Here is a 21,453-nt window from a genome sequence, read left to right as displayed (position 1 = left end):
GTTGTTTTTGGGCAGGAAACCCTGCCCAACCCATATTAGCTGGCTAATTCAGCCGCGTAATTGACCAGTGCTTTGAGCTGCTTACAGCGTTCAACATCGTTTTGATGTTCAATCATTAACGACTCAATAGATTGCATATATTCCATTAAACGGCTTTCAGTAAAGTAGTCACGGCGGTGCTGCAACCAGCGTTGCTGCTCATCATAGGATAAGGTTGAGGGGTAATTACGTGCTTTATAACGGAAAAATAGCTCTTTCATACGTGGGTCTTCAAAAGTGAGGTCTAACGCAGGCAGGTTTTTTTCCGGTGTTTCTCTAATAATATCCATCGTCGAGCGGTCAGAGCTACTGAAAAAGCCACTGTAAATTTGAGCATCAACATCATCCGGCTCTTCAAATGGTTGCGCTTGGGCAAAAATTTCAATCACTTTATGACGAATATCGGGGTGCTTACGTAAGATTTCCAAATTGCGTAGGCAGAGATCGCGGTCAACCCCCGTGCGTTCAGCATCTTCTGTACGCAATGTTTTCTCAGGCGCAAGAATAGGGCATTTATTAATGTGTACTAATTTAATCGGAACCGGTAATTCGCCATCTAATTCCGTTTTAGGGGTATATAAGCGCTCACGCAAAGTCTCAACGGGCAAATTAACCAGGGGTGAAATATCCGCCGCTAAATCACACATAATAACCGCATTACGGTTGTCTGGGTGCCATGCTAATGGTGCAACAAGGCTAATATAGGAGCGTAGAGCGCCAAACATGCCAGAAACATGCACCAACGGTGTCATATCGACAATGTCGATTAATTGGCTAACTTTATTTTTATTTCTTAGCTGGTAGAAGTAGTTGAACATTCTAGGTTGAGCGGCTTTGAGCAGCTTCGCCATATTTATGGTGGCGAGTACATCGGACATCGCATCATGAGCATTTTCATGGGCGATACCATTCGCTTTTGTTAGATGTTCAAGGCGCATACTAGGTAAGCCTTCATCATTTTCAGGCCAAATAATCCCTTCAGGGCGTAGCGCAAAACAGGCTCTCACAGTATCTAATAAATCCCAACGCGAATTACCTTGCTGCCAGCTATAAGCGTAGGGGTCATAAAAATTACGATAAAAAATATTTCGAGTCACTTCATCATCAAAACGAATATTGTTGTAACCCATAATACAGGTATTCGGTTGGCTAAATTGCTGGTGGATCCGTTTAGCGAATTCAGCCTCATTGACGCCTTGGGCTAAGGCGAGCTGTGGTGTAATACCGGTGATCATCACCGCTTCTGGTTGGGGCAAATAGTCGTCTGTTAGTGCGCAATAAAAGACTTCTGGCTCATCAATAATATTAAAATCGAGATCGGTTCTAACACCTGCAAATTGTGCGGGGCGATCAAGTGCGGGGTGTTTACCAAAAGTTTCATAGTCATGAACAAAAAAGGTAGGCTGCTTTTTAGTCTCTTGCAACGTTATTCTCCGTAAGCCTTTGCTGCTATTTTTGTGATGATGAGGTTTTGTGATGGTTACTGATAAGGGGCAAATAATTTAGGCTAATAAACACAAAAATTGCTCCAGAGAATAGGCGGTAACTTCTCACAAATAGTAGCGACTATCATACCTGATAGATGTGAAAACCTGAACAGAGGCCCTTAAATGGTTGGCGTTGCAATTTAAATATGTAATAGGCACAAACTGCTATCTAATTGATATTTATATCAATCATTTGATATAAGATGCCCTTTTTTCTTGAAAAAACAGGTAAATCAGCGTAAAAATTTGCCTAATAAAGGATGTTTTGATCTACTCTTTTAAATGCGACTAACAAAAAAGAGGATGTGAATATGAATACATATGATGAAAGAACACGTTTAATTTTATCTGAAATAGGTCATGTGACACTAGAGCTATTGGGTAATAGCGACGTGACTAAACAAAGTATTATTGATAAGTTGAAAAAGGACGCAAAAGAAGAAAACAACCCAGCGCGAAAAAGCATTCTTGATGATGCAGTGACCTTTCTAAATAGCCAAGTTTAGATAATACGAGCCCTCGTTTGAGGGCTAGTGACAGCAACATTTATCATTTCATTACGTGACCTTTCTTTCGTTGATCAGAAGATCAACCCGCAAGTTGATATTGCTAAAACAACGGCTCCATACCGACACTGAAGAGTGATTTGCTTCATAAATCAGTAATGTTAACGTTAACAAATGTGCTTAACATCACAATTTGAGTGCGATTTACTGGTTTAGAAAAAATGTTAACCTTAACATTTTTGGCATTTAGGGGAATATGCAGGCGAATAACAATGAATAATGAATCAAGAAAGTACTACGTGTCATTGAGTGCGTTGCTGTTTTTTTTCTTTTTTACTTGGTCGTCAACATTTTCAATTGTTGCTATTTGGCTTAGAAAATATGTTGGTTTAGAAGGCACTGAAACGGGGATCATTTTTTCATGTATTTCCATAGTGGCGCTTTGCGCGCAACCTCTTTATGGCTTTTTACAGGATAAGCTAGGTCTACGAAAGAACTTATTACTGTTTATTGCGATACTCTTGATATCATCTGGCCCATTTTTTATGGTGTTTGGCTATTTATTGCAATGGAATGTGGTGGTAGGAAGCTTAATCGGTGGTCTTTTTATCGGTATGACTTTCCATGCCGGAATTGGGGTACTTGAGTCGTATACGGAACGCGTCAGTCGCTTGCGTGATTTTGAATATGGCAAAGCGAGGATGTGGGGCTCATTAGGTTGGGCGATTGCGACATTTTTTGCTGGTCGCAATATTAACGTTGACCCTAATTACAATTTTATCATGGCGACCCTCTCCGGTGCGATTTTTCTCGTTATTTTATTAAAACTAAAAACGGCAAAACCAAACGCATTTAATAGCCTAGAGCATGGAAAACCTTCCGGCATAACCCTTGATGACGCCTTGCAATTGTTCACACTTCCTCGTTTTTGGGCGCTGATTTTATTTGTGTTGGGCACATGCATATACAGTGTTTATGATCAGCAATTTATGGTCTATTTCGCACACCAATTCCAAGATGAGAAAACAGGTAATGAAATGTATGGTTATCTGAATTCATTGCAGGTTTTCTTAGAAGCAGGAGGTATGTTTTTAGCTCCATATATTGTTAACCGCATAGGAGCCAAAAAAGGGTTATTGTTTGCGAGTAGTGTGATGGCATTGCGGATTATTGGCTCAGGTTTAGTCGAAGGACCTGTCATGATCTCTATTATGAAATTACTTCATGCTGTAGAGCTGCCAATATTGCTGATTGCAATTTTTAAATATAACAGTCGCCATTTTGATAAGCGTTTATCATCGACACTGTACTTAGTGGGTTTTAGCTGTATTACCTCGATTGTGGGGAGTATTTTATCGCCGTTGGCAGGCTGGGGTTACGATAAAATCGGTTTTGCTGATACTTATCTGGTAATGGGGGGCTTTGTCGTGATCACCACAATTTTATCTGCTTTCTGTTTACGCAGCGATAAAATAGCGCTTGCCAAACAAACCTCCAGAGTTGCTCAGGAAATAGGCGTTAAGGACGAGGTACAAAAGGTGTAACTGAAACAATTCAGCTCGTGAGTGAAGTCGATTGAGCAAAAATGCCTTTTTATTTGTTTTTATATCAATGAATAGATGAAATAGGGTTGTAACACGGTGCTGTTAGAAGGTATTGTGTAACGAGTGAATGCGTTTTGTTTTTCTAACAGAGGGTTTTTAAACATGGACAACGCTAACAAACAATCTTTCCATAATGTTTTGGAATTTGTGCGTATGTATCGTCGTAAAAATAAAATTCGTCGTGAAATTACCGACAATGAAAAGAAAATTCGTGATAACCAAAAACGTGTTTTATTGCTTGATAACTTAAGCGACTATATTAAACCGGGTATGACCATCGAGGAAATTCAAGCAATTATCGCGAATATGCGTAGCGATTATGACGACCGTGTTGATGATTACATCATTAAAAATGCGGAACTGTCCAAAGAGCGCCGTGAGATCTCGAATAAATTAAAAGAGATGGGCGAACTCAATAAAAAAGACGTGAAATAATTGAAAACTAGAGCCGAGGTTAGCTCGGCTCAATGTCATCGCATCAACCCCAGTGTGGTTTTAAATCTGGGTCAATAACAGCGTAAACCTGCCTATAGCTACTTTTATCTTCAGCGAGCTTCGCTAATATTCTCGCGACATCCTCTCGGCTAACGACACCATGGGCTTCCCCTGTTAATAAAGTTGCGTTACCCGTTGCCGCGCTATTCATTAAGCCCCCAGGTCTTAAAATGGTGTAATTTATTTCGCTAGTCTGTAAATAGGACTCTGCCATTGATTTTTGGCGTACAGATTGCCCAAAAAGGGCTTTTGCTCTTGGTGATAAGGTTGACCAACTGTCGCCACAACCAATTGAAGTGACAAATAATAAACGATGTATCTGATGCTGCTCTGCTTGGCGGATAATATGGTAATTACCAACAAAATCGGCTTGCCCGCCGCCAATAGTGGTGAATATGACGGTATCAGGTGTCATGTGTGCAAAAATCGCCTCTAAAGAAGACGGGTCGGTGGCATCGCCAATAAAGGCTTGTATGCCTTCAGCCGTTAGCCGCTCAGCATCCGTTTGTTGACGCACTAAGGCTGTGACTTGGTGGCCTTGTTGAATGCCAATGTTGGCTAATGCGAGGCCTATTCCTTTTGTTGCACCAAAAATTACCCAATGAGCCATCATATTTTCCTTTCAATTAACGATCAGTAAATAGAAATAATGATGGTTTTAATTTTTATTATCAATAATAGGTTTTGATTTATTGTTCTGTCAAATAATGGGAGAGCTATTCAGTGCAGAGAGATAGATATAAAAAAGCCCTGCGAGTTGCAGGGCTGTTTGACGTATTTAAAGAATACTATTCAAAATGAGCCGGTTTTGCCATTTGTGATGTCGCATAATTGGTTGCTACATGCCCACCGGCACCTTTACTGACAAAGTTTGAGGCTTCACGCTGGTAAACCTTGATTTCGAATGTTGATTCGACCACTTCAGGCGCTGGTGCTTTGGTCATTGGTGAGTAAGCATGACGTGCTGCCTTACTTGCAACAATAACCGTTGATTTCGCTACATAAGGCACTTCAACAGCTTCAGCCTTAGGCTCTTCAACTGCATCTGTGCTGGTTTGCGGCTGATCATCTTGTTCGGCTATCTCTGCTGTAGGCTCCACTTTAGGTTGCTCAATCACAACGTCTTCAATGACCGCGACCGGTGCTTTAGGTTCAACGGTTGGTGCCGTTTCAACAACAGGCTCTGGTTGAGTGTCTTCTAGAGCTTGCTCTGTATGAACGACAGCCGGTTCAGCTTGTGGGGCAATGGCAGGTTCAAGAGAAACTGCATGCTCATCTGCGGATTCAGCCACAAGATTAACGTTGGTTTCAGTGACGGTTTCTATTGGTTCGATAGCGACAGTTTCAACCGTTTCATTAGCCTTCTCGATAACCTGAGAAGGTGTGATATCGGTGGTTTCAACGGCCTCTACACTAACAATACCTTGTTGCTCAAGCATCTCTTCATTGGTCATGATAGCGATGGTTTCTTGTTGTGGTTGAACAACAGGATAGCTGATAAACACCTTACCTGACGCTAACTCAGGTGAGGCTACGGCAGCGAACAGAGGCATTGGTGATTTTGTCAGATGACGCTCATCACGGTAACGACGACGACGCTGACCACTGACACGTAGGTGACGTGGTGAACGACGTGAGCGACGTGGAATGATGGTATCTTGCTTATCTTCTTGGTTAGCAACTTGAACATCTTGTTGTTCTGAGCTATTTACCTCAGCCACTTGCTCATCAACATGAGTCGGAGCAGGGAGTGCTGCGATAGGCATAGCATCATTTTCAACGGCAGTTGCAACTTTAACCACTTCATCTTCTTGCGCTACGGCTTCAACGTTATCAGTGATACGAATTTTTTGTGTCAATTGACGACGTTGACGACGAGGCGTAACAGGGCGCGCTTGAGGCTCTTCTTTCTCTACAGGTGTATTATCAGCACCTTGAACTGCCTCTTGTTGTGCCTTAGCTGCTTGTTGTTGACGTTTTTCATCTTGACGGCGACGGCGTTCAGCACGTTGTTCGCGGCGCTGCTGTTGCTGCGCTTCACGGCTATTGCTATCAACGTTTTGCTCATCTTGCTGATTAACGTTCTTATTATTGCGGCCTTTACGATTGTTAGCTTCGTCAGATTGCGCATTACGGTTAGAACGATTATCGCGATTTTCGCGGTTGTCACTGTTTTCATCACGATCACGGCGATTATTACGACGATTATTGCGGCGTTCATTGTTACGGCGCTTGTCGTTACCGCTATTTTGGCGATTTTTCTCAGCAGGTTTTTCAGCAACTTTTTCTTCTTCACCAGCGAAGAGTTTTTTGAAGAATTCAGCTACCTTGCTAAAAAAGCTCGGCTGGGCATCCACTTTAACCCCTTGTTTTGGTGTTTCAGTGCGTGCTTTGTTCTCTTTAGACTTAACAGTAACAGGCTGTTCTACAGGCTCTTGTAACGCGAAAGCAGAGATAGCTGGTTGCTCAGGGGCTTTACGTTCAGCGGCTGGATCTTCCGTACTGTTTAAGGTTTCCGTTTCATGGTAGTGAGCTAAGTTATAGCTCAGCGTATTTACTTCTTCACCTTTACGAATACGGATCACGTGAAAATGAGGCGTTTGCATTTGGTCGTTTGGCACAATGACCACGCGAACATTGCGTTGACGCGTTTCGATTTCGCTGACTGCTTTACGCTTTTCGTTAAGTAGATAGGAAGCAATTTGTACCGGAACGATAGCATGAACTTCATGTGTATTCTCTTTTAATGCTTCTTCTTCAATAAGACGCAAAACAGAAAGAGACAATGATTCATTATCACGGATGGTTCCTGTACCCGAGCAACGAGGGCACACATGGTGGCTAGATTCACCTAATGATGGGCTTAAACGCTGGCGCGACATCTCTAATAAACCGAAACGCGAGATACGGGCGATTTGAATACGTGCACGGTCTTGACGCACGGCCTCACGTAGGCGGTTTTCAACTTCACGTTGATGCCTGACTGGCGTCATATCGATAAAGTCGATAACAATTAAGCCGCCAAGGTCACGCAGACGTAATTGACGTGCGATCTCATCGGCCGCTTCAAGGTTTGTATTAAATGCGGTCTCTTCAATGTCTCCGCCGCGTGTTGAGCGTGAAGAGTTGATATCGATAGCCGTTAACGCCTCGGTGGTATCAATCACTAATGCACCACCAGATGGAAGGCGTACTTCACGTTGGAAGGCAGATTCAATTTGTGATTCGATTTGATAATGGCTAAATAGCGGAACATCACCGCTATAATATTTGATTTTGCTGGCAAAATCACCACGGCCAATCGCTTCAATATGGTTACGTGCCATTTCGACCACTTTCGGGTTATCGATAAGGATTTCGCCGATATCTGGGCGTAAATAGTCACGGAACGCACGAACAATGACGTTACTTTCTTGGTGTATTAAGAACGGAGCAGGGCGGTTTTCAGCCGCTTTTTTGATAGCTTCCCAGTGGCGTAAGCGGTAGAGCAAATCTTGTTGTAAAGATTCTGCGGATTTCCCCACGCCCGCGGTGCGAACAATCAACCCCATCCCATCCGGGATCTCAAGGGAGGAGAGCGCTTCTTTTAATTCTGTACGATCTTCACCTTCAATACGGCGAGAAATACCACCCGCACGCGGGTTATTTGGCATCAGTACTAAATAACTTCCCGCTAAGCTGATAAACGTGGTGAGTGCGGCACCTTTATTGCCACGCTCTTCTTTATCAACCTGAACGATAACTTCTTGGCCTTCCTTAAGGACATCTTTGATATTGGGGCGGCCTTGAGAGTGGTAATTGCTTGGGAAGTATTCGCGAGCGATCTCTTTGATAGGGAGGAAACCGTGTCTTTCAGCACCGTAATCAACAAAAGCAGCTTCAAGACTTGGTTCGATGCGAGTTATTTTTCCTTTGTAAATATTCGCTTTTTTTTGTTCATGACCTGGACTTTCGATATCCAGATCATAGAGTCGTTGCCCGTCAACAAGGGCAACACGCAACTCTTCCTGTTGAGTCGCGTTTATTAGCATTCTTTTCATATTGTTACTTACTCATTATTTTTTACTTTCAATAAAGAGCAGCGAAAAAGGGAGCTATTGTAAACCGATGGCCTCGTGATTTTTACAAAGCCGCCTGCCTCCCGGCAGTCGTCCGTATAGAGACGCGCAGTATTCGGTGAACCTGATTTTTAGATTAAAAATTCAGCGTTCTTAATCAGGAAGCCGTCATAATTTTGTTAACGGAAGTTCCTAACCCAAAAAGCTAATATTCGTTGCTCGCTAATTATTTGATTTTGCGAAGCGTCTTACGCCATTGCCGCGCTTTTACTCAATCAAATAGCAAATCTGTATTTCATGCCAATTATCGTTTTATCAAACATTATGGCAGTTACATATTATCCCACTGCCAATGACATTATAGCAAGTCGATACATGCGTTATATGAAAATTTTATTTAGAAATATGACTAACGAGCTATTCTTTGACCAAATAAAAAAAAATGATAAAAAAATTTGTGGAGTCGGTATGATATATCCCGCATATAAGGTCGTAATTTAATCAATCAGAGTTAACACATTTTTGAATGAAAACACAAAATCAAGTTCAGTTTATCGATATTAGCGATGACGAAGCCGGACAACGTATTGATAATTTCCTGCTCGCAAAATTAAAAGGTGTTCCTAAGAGTATGATCTATCGCATCATTCGCAAGGGTGAGGTGAGGGTTAATAAGGGGCGTATTAAACCTGAGTATAAACTTATTGCAGGTGATCAAGTCCGTGTACCACCGGTAAGAGTCGCTGAGCGTGAAGAAGCCCCTGTTTCGGCAAAACTGGATAAAGTTTCTGCGTTAGCTGATTGCATTCTCTATGAAGACGACGCAATACTGGTCATTAATAAACCATCAGGCACCGCAGTTCATGGCGGCAGTGGCTTAAGTTTTGGGGTGATTGAAGGGTTAAGAGCGCTTCGCCCAGAAGCACGCTTTTTAGAGTTGGTGCACCGTTTGGATCGCGACACATCTGGGATTTTGCTGGTGGCTAAAAAACGTTCAGCATTAAGAGCGTTACACGAACAGTTGTGCCTTAAACAGATGCAAAAAGATTACCTCGCATTAGTGCGCGGGCATTGGCAATCACATACCAAAGTGATCCAAGCTCCGTTATTAAAAAATATCTTGCAAAGTGGTGAACGTGTTGTTCGTGTTAGCCCTGAAGGTAAACCGTCAGAGACGCGCTTTAAGGTTGAGGAACGTTTTGATAATGCCACTTTGGTTAAAGCAAGCCCAGTAACGGGGCGTACTCACCAAATTCGTGTACATACATTACATGCAGGGCATCCGATTGCGTTTGATAACCGCTATGGCGATAAACAATTTGATAGCCAATTAGCGGATACAGGCCTAAAAAGATTGTTCTTGCATGCCAGCGCATTAAAGTTTACTCACCCTAAAACGGGGGAGGAAATGCGGTTACAAGCGCCGCTTGATAAAGAGCTTAATCAATGCTTAAAGGTTTTACGTTCACGTAAAAACTAAGCATATTAAGTTACCGGCAGACAAATTTGCCGGTAACTTATTGCGTTGTTAATTATCTAATGGATTGTAGCCATGATGGCGTAGCATCTCTAATAGCAGGATCAGAGGCAACCCAATCAATGTATTAGGATCACGCCCTTCAAGCCTATCAAATAAGGCAATCCCTAACCCTTCCGACTTAAAACTTCCGGCGCATTGGTAAGGCTCTTCTTTGCGCAAGTAAGTCTCGATTTCTTTATCACTTAAAGAACGAAAATAGACATTAAAGGGTTCACACTGCACATGGTAGTTTCCCGTCGTTGAATCTAATAAACATAGACCGGTATAAAATGTGACTTGTTTTCCTGAGGCTCTTTTCAGTTGTTTAAAGGCATTGTCATAATTGTATGGTTTGCCTGCAATTTCACCATCAATCACACAGACTTGGTCCGAGCCGATGATGAGATGTTGTTTATGCTGTTCACTGATGGCATGTGCCTTAGCATGCGCTAAGCGAGTGACCAATGCCTCTGCGGATTCATTTAACACTGGGGTTTCGTCTACATTCGGCGCTACGGCTAAAAAGGGTAATCCCAGCTTTTTTAACAATTGCTGCCGATAGGGAGAGGTTGATGCCAAAATAATCGATTTCATATTTTTTCTCGAAACTCATAGCCAAAAGGGTTAACTCATTTTAAACTATCTGACGCTTAACAGGCGATTTTTTGGTGAAAAGGCGAGTTTTGCCCGCCTTTTTCTTTGACTATAGCTCATTACAAAGTTAATATGCGCGCCTTATGCAAAAGGTAAAATTACCCCTGACTATCGATGCGCAGCGTGCAGCTCAAAAAAACCTCGACTATGTCGGGAGTTACACACCTGAGCAAGTAACACGTATTGCTGAATCAGTAGTCAGTGTAGACAGCGATGTTGAGAGCGAATTATCATTTAAAATTGATAATCAGCGTCTGACGGTCATAGAGGGGTATTCTGATGTGGATGTCACCCTACAATGCCAGCGTTGCAGAAAAGATTTCAAGCATCATGTTTACGTATCGTATTGTTTTAGTCCTGTCGTCAGTGACGAAAAGGCCGAAGCATTACCGGAAGGCTATGAGCCAATTCAAATTGATGAATTTGGTGAAATAGATTTGCTGGGAATGATAGAAGATGAAATAATTCTTTCCTTACCAGTGGTTCCGGTTCATGATTCTGAACACTGTGAAGTGTCCGAAGCGGATATGGTTTTTGGTGAACTACCGCCTGAGGCGGAAAAACCAAACCCATTTGCCGTATTAGCCAGTTTAAAGAAAAGTACTTAAGGAGTAAGGTCAATGGCCGTACAACAGAATAAACCAACTCGTTCAAAACGCGGTATGCGTCGTTCACATGATGCACTGACTGCTACCCTAGTTTCTGTAGACAAAACTACCGGTGAAACTCACCTGCGTCACCACGTGACTGCAGATGGTTACTACCGTGGCCGTAAGGTTATCAACAAGTAATTATAGATTTACAAGTTGATACTTTGGCTAATCTAACCATTGCGTTAGATGCTATGGGCGGGGATGTTGGTCCCCGCGTCACAGTGCCTGCTGCATTGCAGGCTCTGGCATCTAATCCAGCACTCAAATTACTGCTAGTCGGTCAACCTGACGCCATTCAACCACTGCTCGCACAACAAAGTGTTGAGCTGACTTCGCGTGTCGAAATTATTCCTGCTGAAAATGTTATCGCTAATGATGCCAAACCATCAACGGCAATACGTCAAAGCAAAGGAACATCCATGCGAGTGGCGCTTGAGTTAGTGAAGACTGGGCAGGCACAGGCGTGCGTGAGTGCAGGTAATACGGGTGCTTTGATGGGGCTAGCTAAGTTGATGCTTAAATCAATTGATGGCATCGAACGGCCTGCTTTGATGACCATTTTGCCTAATCAGCAAAAAGGTCAAACCGTGGTGCTAGACTTAGGCGCTAACGTCAATTGTAGTAGTGATATGCTAGTGCAATTTGCTGTGATGGGATCTGTCGTCGCTGAAGAGGTGGCCAAAATTGCTTCACCAAAAGTGGCACTACTAAATATTGGTGAAGAAGAGAGTAAAGGGCTTGATAATATCCGCGAAGCCGCCGCAATTCTTAAAGAAACCGCGGCAATAAATTACATCGGTTATGTCGAAGGCAATGAGTTGCTGACTGGCAAAACGGATGTATTAGTGTGTGACGGCTTCGCAGGTAACGTCACGCTAAAAACAATGGAAGGGGTGATCCGCGTCATACTTTCCTTGTTGAAATCAACAGATGAAAGCAAAAAGAATAAAAAACCTAGTTGGTTGATTCAATTGGCCAAAAAGTGGCTTAAAAAACGGCTGATGAAGCGTTTCGGGGAGTTGAACCCCGACCAGTATAATGGTGCAACTCTGTTAGGATTAAAGGGAATTGTCATAAAAAGTCATGGCGCTGCAAACGAAAGTGCATTTAAAGCTGCGATTGAACGGGCTGTTCAATCGGTAGATAGACAAGTTCCGGACAGAATAGCAGCTCGGTTGAATATCGTATTACCCAGGAGTGATCAATAACCTATGTATAGTAAAATATTAGGCACAGGCAGCTATTTACCCACACAAATTAGAACAAATGCTGACCTGGAAAAAATGGTTGATACTTCTGATGAGTGGATTGTAACTCGCACAGGTATTCATGAAAGAAGAATTGCTGGTGAAGATGAAAGTGTTGCCACAATGGGGTTTCATGCCGCACAAAAGGCCCTTGAAATGGCGCAAGTCGATAGCAGTGAGATTGGGCTAATTGTTGTCGCAACGACCTCTTCAACACACGCGTTTCCAAGCGCAGCGTGCCAAATTCAACAAATGTTAGGCATTAATGATTGCGCTGCATTTGATGTTGCCGCAGCGTGTGCAGGTTTTACGTATGCGATAAGCATCGTGGACCAGTTTATTAAAACGGGAATGGCAAAAAAAGCATTAGTGATTGGTGCAGATGCACTGTCAAAAACGTTAGACCCAAATGATCGCGGTACTATTATTCTGTTTGGTGATGCGGCAGGCGCGATGGTGCTCGGCGCATCGCAAGAGCCGGGTATTATATCAACACATCTGCATGCCGATGGGCGTTATGGCGAGTTGTTAGCGCTGCCGAATCGTGAGCGAGGCTCAGAAGATCAAGCCTACTTAACCATGACAGGCAATGAAGTCTTTAAAGTGGCTGTGCGTGAATTAGCGCACATTGTTGATGAAACATTGGCTGAAAGCGGTATCGCAAAAGAAGAACTCGATTGGTTAGTTCCTCATCAAGCAAATTTGCGTATCATCTCCGCAACAGCGAAAAAACTTGATATGGCCATGGATAAGGTGGTGGTTACGTTAGATAAACATGGTAACACCTCGGCTGCATCCGTGCCGACCGCCTTTGATGAAGCGGTACGTGATGGTCGAATCCAACGTGGTCAGTTAGTGCTCTTAGAAGCATTTGGCGGCGGCTTTACTTGGGGCTCTGCACTTGTTCGTTTTTAATTTACTGAGAAAATAGACATGACACAATTTGCTATGGTTTTTCCCGGTCAGGGATCTCAGTCTCTTGGTATGTTGTCTGCATTAGCGGCGGAAAGTCCGTTAGTAGAACAAACATTCGCTGAGGCGTCTGAAGCATTAGGTTATGACCTTTGGGCTCTTGTTCAGAACGGGCCAGAAGAAGAATTGAACAAAACATGGCAAACCCAGCCAGCGCTGTTAGCTGCATCTGTCGCTATCTTCCGTGTTTGGCAAGAAAAAAAAGGCGCGATGCCTACGATGATGGCAGGGCATAGCCTAGGTGAATATTCAGCTTTAGTGTGCGCGGGTGTTCTTGATTTTAAAGCGGCAATTAAACTGGTTGAGTTGCGTGGTAAATTGATGCAAGAAGCCGTTCCAGAAGGAACAGGTGCGATGTATGCGATCATCGGTTTAGATAACGAATCAATCGAGAAAGCTTGTCAAGATGCCGCTCAAGGCCAAGTCGTCTCTCCTGTGAATTTTAACTCACCAGGTCAAGTGGTGATTGCAGGTGAAAAAGCGGCGGTTGAGCGCGCTGGTGCAGCATGTAAAGAGGCGGGCGCAAAACGTGCATTACCATTATCGGTTAGTGTACCGTCACACTGTGCGTTAATGAAACCAGCGGCTGAAAAATTAGCAGTTGCGTTACAAGAAATAACGTTTAATCAACCAAATTTCCCAGTTATTAACAACGTTGATGTGAAAATTGAGCAATCAGCGGAAAATATTCGTGATGCTTTGGTTCGTCAATTGTATAATCCAGTTCGTTGGACTGAGACGGTAGAATTCATGGCAAATCAAGGTATTGAGCATCTTGTTGAAGTGGGTCCGGGTAAAGTATTAACTGGTCTTACCAAGCGTATTGTCTCTAATTTAACTGCCGTTGCAGTCAATGATCCTGTATCATTAGGCACTGCATTAGAAAACCTCTGAGGACGATATGAGCTTTGAAGGAAAAATTGCACTTGTAACAGGCGCTAGCCGCGGTATCGGGAAAGCGATCGCTTTAACGCTTGCTGCGCGTGGTGCGACGGTTATTGGTACAGCAACCAGCGAAAAAGGAGCAGAAGCGATTTCTGCTTATTTAGATGGAAAAGGCAAAGGTTTTGCTCTTAATGTGACAGACCCTGCATCAATTGACGAAACCTTGAATAATATTCGTCAACAATTTGGCGAAATTGATATACTGGTCAACAATGCAGGTATCACACGTGATAACCTTTTGATGCGTATGAAAGATGATGAGTGGCAAGATATTATTGACACTAACCTCTCATCCGTTTACCGTTTATCAAAAGCCGTATTACGCGCCATGATGAAAAAACGTTGTGGACGTATTATTTCAATCGCATCTGTTGTAGGTGTGATGGGAAATGCGGGTCAAGCGAACTATGCAGCAGCGAAAGCTGGGCTAATTGGTTTTAGCAAATCATTAGCACGCGAAGTCGCTTCCCGTGGCATTACCGTTAATGTCGTTGCACCTGGTTTTATTGAAACTGATATGACCAAGGCATTGACAGATGAGCAGCGTGCAGGCATTTTATCTCAAGTTCCTGCCGACAGGCTTGGTGATGCACAAGAAATTGCCAGTGCTGTAGCGTTTTTAGCTTCTGATGAAGCTGGTTACATCACAGGTGAAACATTACATGTCAATGGCGGCATGTACATGATCTAAAGAAATGATGGAACCATTTGCATTATTAGTGTTAATTAGCGCAAAATAATGCAAAATTTAGGTTTCAACAGCCGGGATTGGGTTGTATCTTTTCCTGTATTTTATAAACTACGAAAACCATCGCGAAAGCGAGTTTTGATAGGAATTTTAATAGTATGAGCACTATCGAAGAACGCGTTAAGAAAATCATCGTTGAGCAACTAGGTGTTAAAGAGGAAGAAGTTGTAACAACAGCTTCGTTTGTTGATGACTTGGGCGCTGATTCTCTTGACACAGTTGAGCTGGTTATGGCTCTGGAAGAAGAGTTCGATATCGAAATCCCTGACGAAGAAGCTGAAAAGATCACAACAGTGCAGGCTGCGATTGATTACGTCGAGAACGCATCTAACTAATTGTTTTAAAACTTGTCTAGGCGGTCACTCGACCGCCTATGTTTCTTTGATAACTTTTTTTCCCTCCTTGGAGGATTTACGTGTCTAAGCGTCGTGTAGTCGTAACCGGACTGGGCATGTTATCTCCTGTCGGCAACACAGTTGAATCATCATGGAAAGCTGTTTGTGACGGACAGAGTGGTATCAGCCTTATCGAACATTTTGATACTACCAACCACGCAACTAAATTTGCTGGCGTAGTTAAAGATTTCAATTACGAAGATTATGGTATCTCCCGCAAAGATGCACGGAAGATGGACCCTTTCATTCAGTATGGAATTGCTGCTGGTAATCAAGCTATCAAAGATTCCGGGCTGGAAGTAACAGAAGCCAATGCTACTCGTATAGGGTTAGCGATTGGTTCTGGTATTGGTGGTCTAGGCCTAATTCAAGAGAACTGTGAAGCATTACAAAATGGCGGTCCTCGTAAAGTTAGCCCATTCTTCGTTCCTTCTACGATCATTAATATGGTCGCAGGTCATTTAAGCATTATTTACGGTTTCCGTGGCCCAAGTATTTCGATTGCCACAGCCTGTACTTCAGGTGTTCACAATATCGGTCATGCCGCACGTATGATTGCTTATGGTGATGCTGATGTAATGATTGCTGGTGGCGCTGAAAAAGCGACAACGCCATTGGGTGTTGCAGGTTTTGGCGCAGCACGGGCTCTTTCTACGCGTAATGATGATCCGCAAGCGGCTAGCCGCCCATGGGATAAAGACCGTGATGGCTTTGTACTGGGTGACGGTGCGGGTATTATCGTACTTGAAGAATATGAACATGCTAAAGCTCGCGGCGCAAAAATTTACGCTGAAGTTGCTGGTTTCGGCATGAGCAGTGATGCTTATCATATGACATCACCGCCTGAAAATGGTGAAGGTGCTGCTCTGGCGATGGCAAATGCTCTGCATGATGCAGGTATTGAAGCTAACGCAGTGGGCTATATCAATGCTCACGGTACTTCAACACCAGCAGGTGACTTAGCGGAAGCGCAAGCGGTTATTTCGGTCTTTGGTGAAGGAACCGACGTATTAGTTAGCTCAACAAAATCGATGACAGGTCATCTATTAGGTGCCGCTGGTGCCATTGAGTCTATCTTTACGATCCTTTCACTGACAGAGCAAATCGTTCCGCCTACGATCAATCTGGAAAACCCAGATGAAGCTTGCAAACTGGATTTTGTTCCAGGCAAAGCAAGAAAAGTAGAAAATATGGAATATGCTCTGTGCAACTCATTTGGTTTTGGTGGTACAAACGGTTCATTAATTTTCCGTCGCTATCACGAAGAGTAACCCAGACGTATTACTTTACGTTGTAAAGGGTAAAAGCCTCAGTGTTCACAATACTGGGGCTTTATTTTTAGTGTCGTTTTGCAGTCTATGTCAGTTTAGTTTATGATAGTTAATATCCTGTTACTGACTGATTTATCAGCCATTATTATAAGAATTATCAATGCTATACTGGGTTAATGGAGTTGAGTGCCGTCATATTGACGTGACTGATCGGGCTGTGCAATTTGGTGATGGCTGCTTCACCACGATCCATGTGTTTAATCATCAACCAAAAATGCTTGATATGCATATTAGGCGTCTCATGCAGGATAGTTCTCGCCTTAAATTACCCCAACCAGATTGGCAAATGTTAGAGAAGCAGATCCACGCGATTTGCCAACAGCATAATGATGATGAATTCGTTGTTAAAGTGATTATTAGCCGAGGCACGGGGGGCAGAGGCTATAGCACTTTAGGGTTTAATCAGCCAACGGTAATAATGTCTATCGCGCCTTTTCCACAACATTACCAAGCGTTGCAGAAATCAGGTATCCAACTGATATTAAGCCGTATTCCAACGAGTAAAAATCCCTATTTAGCAGGGATCAAACACCTTAATCGCCTTGAGCAGGTGTTAATACGCCAAGAAATTGATGAAGCTCAGGTTGATGAGGCTTTAGTTGTTGATTCTGATGGTATTTTAATTGAATGTTGCAGTGCCAATATTTTTTGGCGCAAAGGCGATACGGTATTTACGCCAAATTTAGCATTTTCTGGCGTAAATGGATTAATGAGACAAAAGATCATAGCGCTTTTAGCTGCTAGTCAGTACCATCTTCGGGAGGTTGAACGTTTTCCCGATGTATTGGGGAACTGTGATGAAGTGTTTATTTGTAATACGTTGATGCCAATACTGCCGGTTGCTACGATCACCTTGGGTAACAATAAACCTCAATGGCAATATTCATCAAGGGAACTGTTTGAATATTTGTTTTTACGTTGCCAACTTTAGTCACTGAATGGTTAATGAATGAAACTCGCTAAAAAAATCTCTATCGCAATTGTCGTTATTCTGTTGGTAATAGGCGTAAGTGCCTATGTGATGTATCAACAGGTTTTGAACTATGCAAAAGAGCCGCTAAATCTAACACAAGAGAAAGTTTTTACGGTTCCTGCTGGAACAGGCCGCGTTGCGCTTGAAGCATTGCTGGTAGACGAAAAAGTGATTAATCAAAGTAACAAATTTCAATGGTTACTAAAATTGCGCCCAGAGTTAGCTAAAATGAAGGCTGGGACTTACCGCCTCCAGCCAAATATGGATATCGCGCAGATGTTAGCATTAATTTCCAGTGGCAAAGAGGCGCAGTTTTCCATTCGTTTTGTCGAAGGTAACCGACTCTCTGATTGGACAAATATCTTACGTGATGCGCCTTACTTAAAACATGAGGCGGAAGGGAAAACACAAGAAGAGTTATACGCGCTAATTGGTTTTGATGGAACGACCACCCTTGAAGGCTGGCTATATCCGGATACCTATCTGTATACGGCGGGAACGCGTGATATTGATATATTAAAACGCGCTCACCAACAAATGAAAAAAAATGTCGATGAAGTTTGGCAAGGGAGAGATAAAGATCTACCTTACAAAAACGCGTATGAGATGCTAATCATGGCTTCAATCATCGAAAAAGAGACGGGTATTGACAGTGAAAGAAACCAAGTGGCGTCGGTATTTGTGAATCGTTTGCAGAAAAATATGCGGTTACAAACAGATCCTACAGTTATCTATGGTTTAGGCGATAAGTATCGCGGGAAAATTTATCGTAGCGACTTAGACAACTATACACCATATAACACCTATCGCATTGATGGGTTACCGCCAACGCCGATAGCAATGCCAAGTCTTGCATCAATTAAAGCCGCGGCACACCCTGCGAAAACGAACTATTTATACTTTGTTGCAGATGGTACAGGTGGGCACACATTCAGTAGTAGCCTTAATGACCATAATCGAGCTGTCAAAGTGTATCGAAAAATTGAAAAACAGAATGATAAGTAAGATGAAAAACGCCTATATCGTTATTGAAGGGTTAGAAGGGGCAGGTAAAACCACTGCGATTAAAACCGTTGTTGAAACATTAAATCAAGCAGGGATCCAAGACATTGCCTTTACCCGAGAGCCAGGGGGAACCCCATTAGCAGAAAAGCTACGTGAACTCATTAAACAGGGGATCAGCGGGGAAAAAGTCACTGATAAAGCCGAGCTTTTGATGTTGTATGCCGCACGTGTCCAACTGGTTGAAAACGTCATTAAGCCAGCCTTAGCGGCGGGTAAATGGGTTGTTGGTGATAGGCATGATTTATCTTCACAGGCCTATCAAGGGGGCGGACGTGGTATTGATCGCCAACTTATGCAGTCATTGCGTGATCTGGTTTTGGGGGAATTTAAACCAGCGTTAACACTGTATTTGGACCTACCTCCTGCATTAGGGTTACAGCGTGCACGCGCTCGTGGTGAGCTAGACCGAATTGAGCAAGAGTCTCTGGCATTTTTTGAACGCACTCGTGCACGTTATCGTGAGTTAGCGGCCTCCGATGAGACTATTTTAACGATTGATGCAAGCCAGAATATTGAACAAGTTCAACATGATATTCGCCAAGCTTTGCAGCAATGGTTGGCAAAATAAGGTGATACAATGAATTGGTACCCTTGGTTGAATGAAACGTATCGTCAACTAATTACCTCCTACCAGCAAGGTCGTGGGCACCACGCATTGTTATTGCATTCACTACCGGGTAACGGAGTGGAAGCATTATGCTATGGTATTAGTCGCTGGTTAATTTGCCAAAATACAGACGGGCTAAAAAGCTGTGGGCAATGCCATAGCTGCCAATTGATGTTGGCAGGGACGCACCCTGATTACCATGTTTTAGCGCCAGAGAAGGGCAAAACAACGGTTAGCGTGGAAGCGGTAAGGAAACTGACAGAGACCTTAAGTAGTCATGCACAGCAAAATGGGGCTAAAGTCGCCTATATTCCTCGAACAGAAGCATTGACCGATGCAGCGGCCAACGCGCTCTTAAAAACCTTGGAAGAGCCAACAAAGCAGACCTATTTTTTATTAGGTTGCGAGAAACGTGAAAATCTATTAGCGACGCTACGAAGCCGTTGCTTATATACCTTTTTATCACCACCTGAATCGCAAATTGCGTGGTATTGGTTGCAAAAGCAAATCGTTGGCGTCAACTATAACGACGCATTGACCGCGTTAAAGTTGTGCCAAGGGGCTCCAGTCGCGGCGATGTCATTGTTGCAACCTGAGCATTGGCAACAGCGTAGTGTGCTATGCCAGAAACTCGCTCATGGGATACAACATAATGATATGTTGTCGTTATTACCTGCGATTCATCATGATAAGGCGATTGAGTCGATGGGGTGGCTGCTCGGACTATTAGCCGATAGCATGAAACTGCAACAACATGCAGCCCAATTTTGTTTAAATCAAGACCAATTGCCACTTGTGAGCGTACTTGCATCACGAATGACAAATACACAATTGTTTGAAGTTTATGAGGCTTGGCAAAATTGCCGCCACCAATTGATGACAGTGCCCGCACTGAATCAAGAGTTACTTTTGACAAATCAATTATTACAATGGGAAGCATTAATTGTTACCCCAACACCATAAAAAAGAGTGAAATATGTTTGTAGTTGATTCACACTGCCATCTCGATTGCCTTGATTATGAAAAATTACATACAAGCGTCGATGATGTGATCGCAAAGGCGTCGCAACGCGATGTCGGATTTATGTTAGCGGTTGCCACAACGTTACATGGTTTTGATAACATGAAAACCATGATTGGCAAGCGTGCTAATGTGGCATTTTCTTGCGGTATTCATCCACTTAATTTGGATGAAGGGTATGATTTTGAACGCTTAGCGCAATTAGCTGCTGGTGAAGAAGTGGTCGCGTTAGGGGAAACAGGGCTAGACTATTATTATCAGAAAGAAAATGCAGCACTTCAGCAAGCGTCTTTCCGTCAACATATTCGTATTGGTCGTCAGGTTAATAAACCTGTGATAGTTCACACGCGTGATGCGCGAGAAGATACACTGACTATTTTACGTGAAGAACAAGTGATGGATTGTGGCGGTGTTTTGCACTGCTTTACGGAAGATAAACAGACAGCCATGGAATTGTTAGATCTTGGTATGTATATCTCTTTTTCAGGGATAGTTACCTTCCGCAATGCAGAGCAAATTCGTGAAGCCGCAAGGGTTGTTCCATTAGATAGGATCTTAGTAGAAACGGATTCACCTTATTTAGCCCCCGTGCCGCATCGTGGGAAGGAGAACCAACCTGCTTATGTGCGGGATGTGGCAGAGTATATGGCAGTATTAAAAGGGGTTAGCCCTGAAGAAATGGCACGTATTACCACTGAAAACTTTAACCGCCTATTTCATTTGAATGTCGGCGAGAATAAAGCGTAATAATTAGTCAATATTAAAGGAATTCGCAATGGCAGAAGAAACTATTTTCAGTAAGATCATTCGACGTGAAATCCCGGCAGATATCGTTTATCAGGATGAACTGGTTACCGCATTTCGTGATATTTCGCCACAAACTCCCTCACATATCCTGATTATTCCCAATAAACTCATCCCAACAGTGAATGATGTGACTGCGGAAGATGAACTGGCATTGGGGCGCTTATTTACCGTTGCAGCAAAAATTGCCAAACAAGAAGGGATTGCTGAAAGCGGTTACCGTTTGATCATGAACTGTAATGAACACTCCGGGCAGGAAGTGTTTCATATTCATATGCACCTTGTTGGCGGTCGTCCTCTTGGACCATTGCTGGCAAAATAAGGTAATGA

At 43.1% G+C, this 21,453-nt stretch carries 22 protein-coding genes; 18 read left to right on the top strand and 4 right to left on the bottom strand.

Annotated features, from left to right (window positions below; all coding sequences use genetic code 11):
- Positions 1 to 35: 35 nt before the first annotated feature.
- On the bottom strand, positions 36 to 1,463 hold the full coding sequence (sbcB, locus tag PR675_RS07190) for an exodeoxyribonuclease I (RefSeq protein WP_036940807.1): 1,428 nt from the start codon (positions 1,461 to 1,463) through the stop codon (positions 36 to 38).
- A gap of 374 nt (positions 1,464 to 1,837) precedes the next feature.
- On the opposite strand from sbcB, the gene PR675_RS07185 reads away from it, so the two are divergent.
- From PR675_RS07185 to tmaR, 3 genes are all read left to right on the top strand, one after another.
- On the top strand, positions 1,838 to 2,032 hold the full coding sequence (locus tag PR675_RS07185; RefSeq protein WP_036940804.1) for a hypothetical protein: 195 nt from the start codon (positions 1,838 to 1,840) through the stop codon (positions 2,030 to 2,032).
- A 272-nt stretch (positions 2,033 to 2,304) separates the two neighbouring features.
- Positions 2,305 to 3,576 (top strand): MFS transporter, encoded by a 1,272-nt coding sequence (locus PR675_RS07180; protein WP_004920844.1) that lies wholly within the window; start codon positions 2,305 to 2,307, stop codon positions 3,574 to 3,576.
- A 162-nt stretch (positions 3,577 to 3,738) separates the two neighbouring features.
- Positions 3,739 to 4,071, top strand: a complete 333-nt coding sequence (gene tmaR, locus PR675_RS07175; RefSeq protein WP_004920843.1) for a PTS system regulator TmaR — start codon at positions 3,739 to 3,741, stop codon at positions 4,069 to 4,071.
- 43 nt (positions 4,072 to 4,114) lie between these two features.
- Here tmaR and PR675_RS07170 read toward each other — a convergent pair whose 3' ends face one another.
- The gene (locus PR675_RS07170; RefSeq protein ID WP_060561093.1) at positions 4,115 to 4,741 is read right to left on the bottom strand and encodes an SDR family oxidoreductase; all 627 of its coding nucleotides are present in this window, start codon (positions 4,739 to 4,741) and stop codon (positions 4,115 to 4,117) included.
- A 178-nt stretch (positions 4,742 to 4,919) separates the two neighbouring features.
- On the bottom strand, positions 4,920 to 8,171 hold the full coding sequence (gene rne / locus PR675_RS07165) for a ribonuclease E (protein ID WP_060561092.1): 3,252 nt from the start codon (positions 8,169 to 8,171) through the stop codon (positions 4,920 to 4,922).
- A gap of 544 nt (positions 8,172 to 8,715) precedes the next feature.
- On the opposite strand from rne, the gene rluC reads away from it, so the two are divergent.
- A complete protein-coding gene (gene rluC / locus PR675_RS07160) occupies positions 8,716 to 9,669 on the top strand; it encodes a 23S rRNA pseudouridine(955/2504/2580) synthase RluC (protein ID WP_272582709.1) in 954 nt (317 codons plus the stop codon).
- Between the two features lie 48 nt (positions 9,670 to 9,717).
- Here the strand turns inward: rluC and PR675_RS07155 are convergent, their stop codons facing one another.
- Positions 9,718 to 10,302 carry a Maf family protein gene (locus tag PR675_RS07155; protein ID WP_004920837.1) on the bottom strand — a complete coding sequence of 195 codons (585 nt, stop codon included), beginning with the start codon at positions 10,300 to 10,302 and terminating at the stop codon, positions 9,718 to 9,720.
- Between the two features lie 143 nt (positions 10,303 to 10,445).
- Between PR675_RS07155 and yceD the strand changes: the two genes are divergently transcribed.
- From yceD to hinT, 14 genes are all read left to right on the top strand, one after another.
- On the top strand, positions 10,446 to 10,970 hold the full coding sequence (gene yceD, locus PR675_RS07150) for a 23S rRNA accumulation protein YceD (protein ID WP_272582708.1): 525 nt from the start codon (positions 10,446 to 10,448) through the stop codon (positions 10,968 to 10,970).
- 12 nt (positions 10,971 to 10,982) lie between these two features.
- Entirely contained in the window at positions 10,983 to 11,153 is a 171-nt protein-coding gene (rpmF, locus tag PR675_RS07145; protein WP_004920835.1) for a 50S ribosomal protein L32, read from the top strand.
- Between the two features lie 23 nt (positions 11,154 to 11,176).
- Complete coding sequence (gene plsX / locus PR675_RS07140; RefSeq protein WP_014656180.1) at positions 11,177 to 12,223, top strand: phosphate acyltransferase PlsX; 1,047 nt, start codon at positions 11,177 to 11,179, stop codon at positions 12,221 to 12,223.
- A 3-nt stretch (positions 12,224 to 12,226) separates the two neighbouring features.
- Complete coding sequence (locus tag PR675_RS07135; RefSeq protein WP_004920833.1) at positions 12,227 to 13,177, top strand: beta-ketoacyl-ACP synthase III; 951 nt, start codon at positions 12,227 to 12,229, stop codon at positions 13,175 to 13,177.
- A gap of 18 nt (positions 13,178 to 13,195) precedes the next feature.
- Positions 13,196 to 14,128 carry an ACP S-malonyltransferase gene (gene fabD, locus PR675_RS07130; RefSeq protein ID WP_004920832.1) on the top strand — a complete coding sequence of 311 codons (933 nt, stop codon included), beginning with the start codon at positions 13,196 to 13,198 and terminating at the stop codon, positions 14,126 to 14,128.
- A 7-nt stretch (positions 14,129 to 14,135) separates the two neighbouring features.
- Positions 14,136 to 14,870, top strand: coding sequence for a 3-oxoacyl-ACP reductase FabG (fabG, locus tag PR675_RS07125; RefSeq protein ID WP_004920831.1), 735 nt, complete (start codon positions 14,136 to 14,138; stop codon positions 14,868 to 14,870).
- A 155-nt stretch (positions 14,871 to 15,025) separates the two neighbouring features.
- On the top strand, positions 15,026 to 15,262 hold the full coding sequence (gene acpP, locus PR675_RS07120; protein WP_004920830.1) for an acyl carrier protein: 237 nt from the start codon (positions 15,026 to 15,028) through the stop codon (positions 15,260 to 15,262).
- Between the two features lie 80 nt (positions 15,263 to 15,342).
- The gene (gene fabF, locus PR675_RS07115; protein ID WP_014656177.1) at positions 15,343 to 16,593 is read left to right on the top strand and encodes a beta-ketoacyl-ACP synthase II; all 1,251 of its coding nucleotides are present in this window, start codon (positions 15,343 to 15,345) and stop codon (positions 16,591 to 16,593) included.
- Positions 16,594 to 16,753: 160 nt separating this feature from the next.
- Entirely contained in the window at positions 16,754 to 17,584 is an 831-nt protein-coding gene (pabC, locus tag PR675_RS07110) for an aminodeoxychorismate lyase (RefSeq protein ID WP_014656176.1), read from the top strand.
- 18 nt (positions 17,585 to 17,602) lie between these two features.
- Positions 17,603 to 18,631, top strand: a complete 1,029-nt coding sequence (mltG, locus tag PR675_RS07105) for an endolytic transglycosylase MltG (RefSeq protein ID WP_004920827.1) — start codon at positions 17,603 to 17,605, stop codon at positions 18,629 to 18,631.
- Position 18,632: 1 nt separating this feature from the next.
- Complete coding sequence (gene tmk / locus PR675_RS07100) at positions 18,633 to 19,259, top strand: dTMP kinase (RefSeq protein ID WP_014656174.1); 627 nt, start codon at positions 18,633 to 18,635, stop codon at positions 19,257 to 19,259.
- A gap of 9 nt (positions 19,260 to 19,268) precedes the next feature.
- On the top strand, positions 19,269 to 20,261 hold the full coding sequence (gene holB / locus PR675_RS07095) for a DNA polymerase III subunit delta' (RefSeq protein WP_036940789.1): 993 nt from the start codon (positions 19,269 to 19,271) through the stop codon (positions 20,259 to 20,261).
- A gap of 13 nt (positions 20,262 to 20,274) precedes the next feature.
- Positions 20,275 to 21,066 (top strand): metal-dependent hydrolase, encoded by a 792-nt coding sequence (locus tag PR675_RS07090; protein WP_014656172.1) that lies wholly within the window; start codon positions 20,275 to 20,277, stop codon positions 21,064 to 21,066.
- 28 nt (positions 21,067 to 21,094) lie between these two features.
- Positions 21,095 to 21,445, top strand: coding sequence for a purine nucleoside phosphoramidase (gene hinT / locus PR675_RS07085; RefSeq protein WP_004920823.1), 351 nt, complete (start codon positions 21,095 to 21,097; stop codon positions 21,443 to 21,445).
- The last annotated feature ends 8 nt before the right edge of the window (positions 21,446 to 21,453 follow it).

It is taken from the genome of Providencia sp. PROV261, assembly GCF_028477945.1.
Taxonomy (GTDB): domain Bacteria; phylum Pseudomonadota; class Gammaproteobacteria; order Enterobacterales; family Enterobacteriaceae; genus Providencia; species Providencia stuartii.
This window is presented reverse-complemented; position numbering and strand designations above follow the sequence as displayed.